The following is an 8,240-nucleotide window of genomic DNA, read 5'->3' on the forward strand; positions in this document are numbered from 1 at the left end:
ACCCCCACCTGTTCCGGCCGTTGACCATCGGCGGGCTGACACTGCCGAACCGTTCGGTGATGGGGTCGATGCACACCGGACTCGAGGACCGTTTCTGGCACGCCGACCAGCTCGGCGAGTTCTACGCCGAACGTGCGCGCGGCGGTGTGGGGCTCATCGTCACCGGCGGGATCACCCCGACCCGCAGCGGTGACCTCATGCCGTTCGGCGGCCGGATGGCAACTCCCTTCGCCGTGCTGCACCACCGTCGGATCACCGACGCTGTGCACCGGGAGGGCGGGCGGATCGCCATGCAGATCCTGCACGCCGGACGATACGGTGTGACCCCGTTCAAGGCCGCCCCCGGTTCGGAGCCCTCCCCGATCCACCCGTTCAAGCACATCAGGATGACCGAGGGCATGATCCGGCGGACCATCCGGTCCTACGGCCGTGCCGCGCGGCTGGCGCGCGAGGCCGGGTACGACGCCGTGGAGATCATGGGTGGCGAGGGCTACCTGATCAACCAGTTCCTGTGCCCGCACACCAACGACCGCACCGACCGGTGGGGCGGGTCGACCACCAACCGTCAGCGTTTCCTCGTGGAGGTCATCGACGAGATCCGTCGCCGGGTTCCTCGCGACTTCCCGGTGATCCTGCGGCAGTCCATCGCCGACTTCGTGAAGAACGGCCAGACCTTCGACGAGATCGCACTGATGTCCCGCCGGGCCGAGCGCCACGGGGTGGACGCGATCAACACCGACATCGGCTGGCACGAGGCACGCATCCCCACGATCGTCACCTCCGTGCCCCGGGCGGCGTTCGTGAAGTTCACCGAGCGCCTGCGCGACGAGGTGTCGATCCCGCTGATCGCCTCGAACCGCATCAACACCCCCGAGGTCGCCGAGGACGTCCTGGCCAACGGCCGGGTGGACGCGGTGTCCATGGCCCGGCCGTTGCTGGCCGACCCCCACTTCGTGGCCAAGGCGCGGGAGGACCGTGCCGACGAGATCAACACCTGCATCGGCTGCAACCAGGCCTGCCTGGACCACGCCTTCGTCGGCAAGCCCGTCTCCTGCCTGGTCAACCCCCGGGCCGGCAGGGAGACCAAACTGGTGCTGTCCCCGACCCGACGGGCGAAAAGCATCGCCGTGGTCGGTGCCGGCCCCGCGGGACTGTCCGCGGCCGTCTCCGCCGCCGAACGTGGCCACCGCGTGGAACTGTTCGAGGCTCGTGACCACATCGGCGGCCAGTTCTCCATCGCCGCACGGATTCCGGGCAAGGAGGAGTTCCAGGAGACGATCCGCTACTTCTCCACCCGGCTGGACACGCTCGGTGTCACCGTCCACCTCAACACCCGGGCGTCGGCACAGGACCTGGTCGACGGCGGTTTCGACCACGTGGTGGTGTCCTCGGGCGTCGTCCCGCGCGTGCCTGAGATCGAGGGGGTGGACCACCCCAGCGTGATGACCTACGCCGAGGCCGTCCGCGGCGAACGCGAGATCGGTCGACGGGTGGCGGTGATGGGTGCCGGGGGCATCGGCTTCGACGTCTCCGAGTTCCTCACCACCCCGTCAGGTGCGGACTCCCCCTCGCTGAACCTGAAGGAGTGGGAGCAGGAGTGGGGCGTGGACGACGACCCCGCCTCCGCAGGTGCACTGACCGCACCGCGCCCGAGTGAGCCGCTGAGGCAGGTGTACATGGTGCAGCGCAAGCCGTCGCGGCAGGGACGGTCGCTGGGCAAGACCACCGGCTGGGTCCACCGGGCCGCGGTGAAGATGAAGAAGGTCGAGCAGATCAGCGGTGCGACCTACGAGAAGATCGACGACGACGGGCTGCACCTGGCCTTCTACGAGGAGAAGGACGGCACCCGCACGCTGACCGGACGCCGGTTGCTGGAGGTCGACTCCATCGTGCTGTGCACCGGCCAGGAGTCGGTGACCGACCTTGTCGAGCCGCTGCGCGAGGCGGGCGTCACCTTCGACGTCGTCGGCGGTGCGGACCTCGCCGCGGAACTGGACGCGAAGCGGGCGATCCGGCAGGGCACGGAGGCCGCCGCGGCGATCGCCTGACGCGGTCGCTAGGGTCGGGGCAGGTCCCTGCCGCCACAGCACACTGAACCGACCCCCGACCTGGAAAGGCCCCTGCCGTGCCACTGTCCCGCCGCAAGTTCCTGCTGGGTGCCGGCGTCGTCACGCTCGCCGCTGTCCCGCTCGGCGCATGCGCCGGTGACGGGTCCCCCGACGGAGAGTCCGGTGACGGTGCGGCTTCCCGTGCCCGCCGTGCCCGCCCCGTCAGTGGCACCGGGGTGACCGTGGTGGACGACGACCCGTCGGGCGTGGCCACCAGCGCCACGGTATTCTCCGACGCCGCCACCGCCGTCATCGTCACGGCCACGGCGGACGGGCACCAGCGGGAGGCCGGCTGCGCCCTCGCCCGCGACCACGGTGTCCCCGTCTTCGTCGACAGCGGCCCCGCCGACGGGGACGCCGGGCCGGACGGAACAGCATCTGCGATCGCCGCTGAACTGGAACGGCTCGGGGTGTCCGAGGTGGTACTGGTCGGCGGGACCGGGTCCCCCTCCCTGCCGGACGACGCCGGCGTCACCGTCCACACCACCGGCGACGAGGGTGGCGAGCCCGCGTGGCCGGACGGGGCCGCCGACAGCGGGACCGGTGACGGCGGGCCGTCGGGTGTCGCACTCGCCTCCCCGGCGTCATCCCCGGCCAGCACCGCCACCGCGGCGGCCGCAGGGTTCTCGCTGGTGCGGGTGCATGCCGCCGACCCCCGCTCCAGCGACGAGTCGATCGACGCGGCGCTCGGGGAGCTCGACGGTGCCGGCAACCTGATCGGCCTGGGCAACGCCTTCGGGGAGGCGACCGACCTGGGCCGTCGCTCGGAACTCGCCCGAACCGTCGAGGGACGGCTGCCCGGTGGCGGTCAGGTCCTGTTCCCGGGCCGCCGGATCATCGCCCTGTACGGGCACGCGAACGAACCGCTGCTCGGTGTGATGGGCGAGCAACCACCGCAGGATGCCGTCACCCGGGCCCGGAGCCTCGCCGCCGAGTACGAACCGGACAGCGACGTTCCGGTCATCCCCGCCTTCGAGATCATCGTGACGGTCGCGGCCGACGAACCGGGCCCGTCCGGCGGGTTCAGCTACTACAGCGACCCAGCGGAGGTACGGCCCTGGATCGACGCCATCGTCTCCGCCGGCGGCTACGCCATCATCGACATCCAGCCCGGACGCGAGACCCTGCTGCAGCAGGCGCAGCACTACGCCGACCTGCTGAAGAACCCGGGCGTGGGACTCGCACTGGACCCGGAGTGGAGACTGGGGCCCGGGGACCAGCCGATGGCGGACGTCGGGCACGTCGACGCCTCCGAGATCAACGAGGTCGCCGAATGGCTCGACGGGTTGGTCGCCGCCGAGAAGCTCCCCCAGAAACTCCTCATGATCCACCAGTTCCAGCTGCAGATGATCCGGAACCGGGAGGCGATGGTCACCGGGACAGACAATGTCAGTGTCGCGGTTCACTGCGACGGCCACGGAACCCAGGGCATCAAGGCCGAGACTTGGAACGTGATCCTGCAGGGACTCGACCCTGCCATCGCACTGGGGTGGAAGAACTTCATCGACGAGGATGAACCGATGCTCACCCCCGGGCAGACCGCAGCGATCGTGCCCACCCCGGACATCGTCAGCTACCAGTAGACGCACGCCTGTCGCGCAGAGCCGCGGACAAGGGCTCGTCGATGTCGGATAGTCGCCCTTCCAGGTAGCAATCTGCCTCGTCACCCTTCCTGAGAGGGCGACAATCCGACATGTGGGGTCAGCGCACGGCGGCGGAGACCCTGTCGCCCACCTCGACGGTCCGCACCGGGGCCCCGTTGCGGGCACCAGCCTCGGCGAGCACGGCGGCCTCGATCCGGTCGGCCTGGGAGTTACGCAACGCGGAGTCCTCGTTCTTGTCGCCGGCGAGGTGCCGGAGCATGAGCGCCACCGACAGGATCGCCGCGCACGGGTCGGCGATGCCCTGCCCCGCGATGTCCGGGGCAGAACCGTGCACGGGCTCGAACATCGACGGGCTGCGTCGCGAGGGGTCGATGTTGCCTGAGGCCGCCAGTCCGATGCCGCCGGTCACGGCGCCCGCAAGGTCGGTGAGGATGTCCCCGAAGAGGTTGTCGGTGACGATGACGTCGAACCTGCCCGGGTCGGTGACCATGTAGATCGTGGCTGCGTCGATGTGGCAGTAGTCCACCGTCACGTCCGGGAACTCGGTCCCCACGGTCTCCACCGCACGACTCCACAGCCCACCTGCGTTGACCAGTACATTGGTCTTGTGGACCAGGGTGAGCCGTCCGGAGCGTTCCTGCGCCCGGTGGAAGGCGTCGCGGACGACCCGTTCCACGCCGAACCAGGTGTTCTGGCTGACTTCGCTGGCGACCTCGTGGTCGGTGCCGGTCCGCAGCGTGCCACCGTTGCCGCAGTACAGGCCTTCGGTGCCTTCGCGGACGACGACGAAGTCGATCTCGCCCGGTTCAGCCAGAGGCGAGGAGGATCCCGGGTACAGCTTCGCCGGGCGCAGGTTGACCGCGTGGTCCAGGGTGAAACGCAGGGGTAGCAACAGGCCGCGCTCCAGCACACCGGCGGGCACTGTCCGCGGGTCGCCGATGGCGCCCAGGAGGATCGCGTCGTGCTCCCGCAGTGACGCGAGGTCGTCGTCGGTGAGCAGTTCACCGTTGCGGAGGTACCGGCGCGCCCCGAGATCGAAGTCCGTGATGTCGACGGTCTCGTCGCCGGTGACGGCCTCGAGGACCTTGAGTGCTTCGGCGGTGACTTCGGTGCCGATCCCGTCTCCGGCGATGACCGCGAGTTTCATTCTGTGGACCCTTTCTGGCGTTCTCGTCTCACATCGTTGGAAATATTGGGCCAGATTAGCACGTCACCGGTTCAACCTGCCGCCCTCCCACAGGTTGTGGGACTACACTCAACGTCCACCTCACGAAACGCTCACCGGAAGGCTACGGCCTTGACACACAGACCGCCCGACACCACCGAGACCACCGTTCCACCGTCCGCCAGCGCGCCTGCGCCCGTCCCCTCCGCTTCACGACGGCTGGGCGGCCGGACCGTGCTGTCCCTGGCCCTGATCGGTCTCCTGGCCCTCGTGACCTACCGCGAGACCCGCCCGGTGGTGTTCGGCCGTGCGCTGGACCTGTACAAGGTGCCCACCGACTTCATGGTGTACTACCGTGCCGGTGAGGCACTGGAGCACGGGGGCAACATCTACGACGGCGCACTGTACGGCCCTCTCCCCTTCACCTACCCCCCGTTCGCCGGCACTGTCTTCCGGTGGCTGGTCGTCGCCCCCGCGGAGATGGCGGCGACGTTCTGGCAGTTCGCCTGCGCCGGGGCCCTGCTCTGCGTGATCCTCGGCACTCTCGTGCGCCGTGGATACCGACTGGACGCCGGTACCGTGGCGCTGGGGACGGCTGCCGCCCTCGCCGCCCTCGCACTGTCCCCGGTGAGGGACAGCTTCTTCTACGGGCAGATCAACCTGCTGCTGATGCTGCTGGTCTCCCTGGACTTCCTGCGCACCCGCGACCGGTTCACCGGGATCGGCGTGGGGATCGCCGCGGGTCTGAAGCTGACCCCGGCGTTCTTCATCCTGGTGTTCCTCATGCAACGACGCTGGCGCGACGCCGCCACCGCCACCGCCACATTCATCGTCACTGTGGTCGTCGGGCTGCTCACCGTACCCGACGCGATGCGGTTCTGGACCTCGGCGGTGTTCGACTCCTCACGGATCGGCAGCACCACGGTCTCGGCGTCGCAGTCGCTGAAGGGATTCACGGAACGGGCCTTCGACGGCGGCACGGCGGGCGGGGTGGTGTGGCTGCTCGCCTGCGTGGCCACCGTGGCCCTGTTCTACGTGGCCCTGCGGTGGGCCGACCGGCACGACAACCAGCCGTTGGTGATGACGTTGGGTGGGATCACCGCCTGCCTGATCTCCCCGTTCTCCTGGCACCACCACTGGGTGTGGCTGGTGCCGCTGGTGGTGTGCCTGGTGGACCTGGGGGTGCGGGCCGCTCCGTCCTTCCCGGACAGCCCGGTCCGCTCCTGGCTGGGCACGCAGGCGTCGGTGGCGGTGTCGCTGCTGGTGGTCTACGTGGCGATGGTCCCCTTCGTCAGCCACCAGATCTCCGTGCACTGGTCGTTCATCGGACAGGCCCACATGTCCGCCCCGTGGAACAGCATGTGGGTGATCTGGGGGTTCCTCGTCATCGCCGCCTTCGCCACGGTCGGCGCGGTCGGCGCGGCAGGGACGATCGGCCGTCGTCGATCCCGTCACCGGGACTCCGCGGACGACTGACGGGGGATCAGACGGCCTGCGGCCCGTGAGCCTCGACGTGGTTGCGCGAGGCGAGCATCACGAAGACGGCCAGGACGGCCACGACGGCCGCCACGTAGTACGGCACCGCCACGCCGACCCCCTCGCCGACCTTGGTGGCGGCGAACGGCGCGATGACCCCGCCCATCCACCTGACGAAGTTGTACCCGGCCGACGCCACCGGCTGCGGGGCGTCGGACACACTCATGGCCATCTCGGTGTACATCGTGTTGTTGATGCCCAGCAGTGCCCCGGAGACCACCACGAGCACCACGACCACCGGGGTCACGTCATGGAAGAGGCCGAGGAGCACGTAGATCACCAGCAGGCCGGTCAGGGTCGCCATGGTGGTGTTCGCCGCTCCGATGCGGTTCTGGATCAGCGGGGCGATGAACACGGAGAACACCGCCAGGCAGCAGCCCCAACCGAAGAAGACCGCTCCAATGCCGATCTCACCGAATCCGAGCACGAACGGGGTGTACGCCAAAACAGTAAAGAATCCGAAATTATAGAAAAGGGCCGAAAAAGAGACCCCGAACAGGCCACGGTGCCGCAACGCCTGCAGCGGGGCCGCCAGGCTGGTCTTCTCCGCCGGCGGCGGCGTGGCAGGCAGCTTGAACAGGAGCACCACCAGGGCGATGAACATCAGCGCCGCGGTCCCGAAGAACGGTCCCCGCCAGTTCAACGACCCCAGGGCCGCACCCAGCAGCGGCCCCGCCGCCATGCCGAGCCCCAGTGCCGCCTCGTAGAGGATGATGGCCACGGCCCGTCCCCCGCTCGCCACCGACACGATCACCGCCAGTGCGGTCGCCACGAACAGGGCGTTTCCGAGCCCCCACCCCGCACGGTAGCCCACGAGCTCCCCCACGCTGCCCGACGTCCCGGCCAACGCGGCGAAGGCGACGATGAGGGCGAGCCCGGTGAGCAGTGTCTTCTTGCCACCGATCCGGCTGGACACCGCACCGGTGACCAGCATCATCACCGCCGTGACGGCGAAGTAACTCGTGAAGAGCAGAGAGACCTCCGACGCCCCCGCGTCGAGGTTCTCGGCGATCGCCGGGAGGATCGGGTCAACGAGCCCGATCCCCATGAAGGCGAAGACGCACGCCAGGGCGGTGGCCCACACCGCAACAGGCTGTCGCATCATTGACGTCTTCTCTGACTCGAGTGTCGCGCCGTTGAGCGTGGCCTCCTGGGTGTCCTGTCTCATTCGCGGTCGTGCCTTTCCGTGTCTCTCGGAGTGTCGTTCTTCGGGTTGTCCTCACTGACCCGGCGGATGTACGCACTGGCGAAGTTCGTCAGCGGCTCCAACGCGTCGGCGATGCGCCTCTTCCCGTCCTCGTCCAGCAGGTCGAAGTTCTCGGCCAGCGCACGGTTGCGGAAACCGTTGTCCCGTGTCCGGGTGGTCCGTCCCTCGTCGGTGATCTCGACCAGAGTCACCCGGGCGTCCCGGGGACTGCGGACCCGACGGACGACGCCCAGCCGCTCGAGCTTGTCGATCTGCTGGGTCATGCCAGGTTGCGTCATGCCGTTGATCCGGGCGAGATGCCCGATGGAGTGAGGCTCCTCGATGAGCGTGTTGAGGATCCCCAACTGGGTGAGCGTCAGGCTCCCCCGGTGATCCAGCAACCGCACCATGTGCAGACCCTCACGCAAGGCATCACGGAACCTGTGGGCGAGCTGGTTGTCTTCCTCTGTCGGGACAAAGGGCGAAGTGTGGTTGGCAGCATCGTTGTCAGTCACGGCACCCAGCGTAACGCATAAGGCAGTTATTCACCTAACGGTACCCCCGAGCCCGCACCCCCGCGGCGTGACGCCCCGCCCTGCCGCGCCGCATAAGCACCCCTCATGTCCCCTGCACCCCCACGG

Annotated in this window: 6 protein-coding genes; 3 read left to right on the top strand and 3 right to left on the bottom strand. The window is 68.8% G+C overall.

What is annotated here, in order from left to right; all coding sequences use genetic code 11:
• Positions 1–2,048: NADPH-dependent 2,4-dienoyl-CoA reductase (locus tag Q0A34_RS13495; protein ID WP_291480514.1), on the top strand; the 2,048-nt coding region annotated here is incomplete at its 5' end.
• Positions 2,049–2,125: 77 nt separating this feature from the next.
• Positions 2,126–3,691: a hypothetical protein gene (locus Q0A34_RS13500; protein WP_291480515.1), complete on the top strand. Its 1,566-nt coding sequence runs from the start codon at positions 2,126–2,128 to the stop codon at positions 3,689–3,691.
• Between the two features lie 118 nt (positions 3,692–3,809).
• Here the strand turns inward: Q0A34_RS13500 and Q0A34_RS13505 are convergent, their stop codons facing one another.
• Positions 3,810–4,859: a 3-isopropylmalate dehydrogenase gene (locus Q0A34_RS13505; RefSeq protein WP_291480516.1), complete on the bottom strand. Its 1,050-nt coding sequence runs from the start codon at positions 4,857–4,859 to the stop codon at positions 3,810–3,812.
• Between the two features lie 150 nt (positions 4,860–5,009).
• Here Q0A34_RS13505 and Q0A34_RS13510 point away from each other — a divergent pair, with 150 nt between their 5' ends.
• Positions 5,010–6,353: a glycosyltransferase 87 family protein gene (locus Q0A34_RS13510; protein WP_291480517.1), complete on the top strand. Its 1,344-nt coding sequence runs from the start codon at positions 5,010–5,012 to the stop codon at positions 6,351–6,353.
• Between the two features lie 7 nt (positions 6,354–6,360).
• Here the strand turns inward: Q0A34_RS13510 and Q0A34_RS13515 are convergent, their stop codons facing one another.
• Together Q0A34_RS13515 and Q0A34_RS13520 are read right to left on the bottom strand one after the other, a co-directional pair.
• Positions 6,361–7,515: an MFS transporter gene (locus Q0A34_RS13515; protein ID WP_291480518.1), complete on the bottom strand. Its 1,155-nt coding sequence runs from the start codon at positions 7,513–7,515 to the stop codon at positions 6,361–6,363.
• A 62-nt stretch (positions 7,516–7,577) separates the two neighbouring features.
• On the bottom strand, positions 7,578–8,114 hold the full coding sequence (locus Q0A34_RS13520; protein ID WP_291480519.1) for a MarR family winged helix-turn-helix transcriptional regulator: 537 nt from the start codon (positions 8,112–8,114) through the stop codon (positions 7,578–7,580).
• Positions 8,115–8,240: the final 126 nt, after the last annotated feature.

This window comes from Corynebacterium sp. (assembly GCF_022712195.1).
Taxonomy (GTDB): Bacteria; Actinomycetota; Actinomycetes; order Mycobacteriales; family Mycobacteriaceae; genus Corynebacterium.